This window comes from Collinsella sp. AF02-46-1 (genome assembly GCF_003465825.1).
Taxonomy (GTDB): Bacteria; Actinomycetota; Coriobacteriia; order Coriobacteriales; family Coriobacteriaceae; genus Collinsella.
This window is the reverse complement of sequence record NZ_QSBV01000044.1, coordinates 1-2,271: the sequence shown is the minus strand read 5'-3', so window position 1 is coordinate 2,271 and position 2,271 is coordinate 1. Positions and strand designations below refer to the sequence as shown.

Genomic DNA, 2,271 nt, shown 5'->3' with positions numbered 1-2,271 from the left:
GACCTCGGGACGCTCTTACACCACGTCTGCGCGCGCCACCTCATAAAGTCCCGAATCGTCATATTTAGAGGGTTGATTCTATCCAATCCGAATCGATTGGTCTTAAATACTTTCCAGATGATATGTTACTGCTCAAACCACAGTACTCATATTTACCATTTTTTGCCCACAGGGTCTATTCGAGGATAGTTTCCTGCGCCTCCAGCCCACCTCATGGCCGCCAAAACCCATTCAGCAACAGCTACCGCACATTTTGACACCAGCCAAACACCACTCACGGAGGTGTACTCCGCTATCGCCGAACCAAAATCAGAGTCGAGTCCCTTAAAAATCAAAATAACGTACCCTCATTTCAATGAACTCCGACAAGAACGGCATTTACATGAGCACCGTCACGCATCAATACGCCCTCATCGGGGGCACGCTATTCCAATTCAAGAAAACCGTCGCCCATGTATCGGAGCCGCACAGCCAAATCGTCATCTGCGGCAACGGTCCAGACATCCGTTACGCAACACTGGAAGAATGGGAGAAAGCTGGCGAATCTTTCGATAGACGGGCACAGGTCGAGGGAATCGTCACCAGTGCGAGCACAGCGCGCGACAAATTGGAACTCTTTCGCAATCTCTTTACTGGCCGCAAAGATGTTTACGCTCATGGGTACCGCAGAAAAGACGGGGGAATCGGCTATACACCAGCCTGCGCAAATGAGTGGAAGGCAGGCATTTGCCCCAAACTAAATCGTCAGAAAACCAAATGCGCGGAATGCGGCAACCGCATCTTCCCCGAGCTGAGCGATGCCACGATCATCGCCCATTTCAAAGGCAACGACGACAGGCTCCGAGACGTCATAGGTCAATACGTTCTCGATAGTGACAGCAACACAAAAGTCCTGGTCATCGACTTTGACGGATCCGATTGGAAAGAAGCGACAAACGCCATTCGGCTTGTCGCAAAAAACCATGGAATCGATGCTGCAGTCGAGCGATCGAGATCAGGTAACGGCGCACATGTCTGGTTTTTCTTCCTAGAGCTCACCAGCGCAAAGATCGCACGAGAATTTGGAAGCAGCCTTATCACCGAAGCGGCGGCGCTCAACAAGACAATCACCTTTGAAGCTTTTGACCGGATGCTGCCCGCGCAGTCCACCATTCCTGAGGGCGGCTTCGGAAATCTCATAGCACTGCCTTTTCAAGGAAAAGCGCAGCGAAAAGGGAACAGTGTATTTGTTGACGAGCAATTTGAGCCCTTTCCCGATCAATGGCTTTACCTTTCGCAAATTCAGCTGATTCCACATGCAACGGTGCAAAATCTGATCGAAAGCATCGACAATAAACCGCATGGAATATCAGCTGCAGTGGCGGGAAACACCGCCGCGCCACATTCTCAGAGGCCGCGAAAGCGGCTTCCGCTCGCGCCGCAGGACTTCCCGTCATCGCTACCCGTCACGCAAGCCGATATGCTCTACATAACCGAAAAATCTCTGAGCCCGGCCGCCCAGATGGAGGTTCGCAGGCTTGCAACATTTGCCAACCCGGAATTCTTCCGTGCCCAATCAATGCACCAATCGGTATTCGGCAAACCGCGGTACATAGACCTCAGCGAACTTAGAGATGGCTGCGTTGCGATTCCCAGAGGCTGTAAAGCACAACTCGAGCGGCTGCTTCAAGAAGCCGGCGCTTCTGCTCACTATTCAGACAAGCGCATGTCGGGCAATCCAATTGTGATGACATTTAAAGGGGCTCTTCGCCCTGAACAGCAAATTGCCGCCGAACAGATGCTCAACTGTGAAGACGGGATCATGTCCGCGCCGACGGGTTTCGGGAAAACCGTCATTGGAGCCTATCTTATTGCTGCCATCGGTCTTCCAACGCTTGTCATCGTTCCCAAGACTGCGCTCATTGCCCAATGGAAATCCCAGCTCGAACGGTTTATCGACATTACGGATAACAGAAAGCCAGTTCGAACCCCAAAAGGACGAATCAGTAAAAGGCAGCCTCCGCTCATTGGCCAAATCGGAGGAGGCAAAACCGCCATAAGCCATCTCATCGACATTGCTTCATTCCAGTCTTTGTCCAGCAAGGACCCCCAGACCGGAGAACCAATAGCCAAGGAGTTCGTTCGTGATTACGGCCTCATCATCTGTGATGAATGTCACCATGCAGCCGCACCACAGCTTGAGCTCGTCCTCAAGTCCGCTCCAGCCAAATATGTATACGGCCTTTCCGCGACCCTTGATTATCGACTTTATCCGAACACCTCCCACATTCA

General features: G+C 51.9%; 1 protein-coding gene. It reads left to right on the top strand.

All coding sequences use genetic code 11. From position 1 onward, the window contains the following. Nucleotides 1-382: 382 nt before the first annotated feature. Nucleotides 383-2,271, top strand: a 1,889-nt coding sequence (locus tag DWV20_RS09760; protein WP_158566379.1) for a DEAD/DEAH box helicase family protein, incomplete at its 3' end; no start/stop codon positions are given.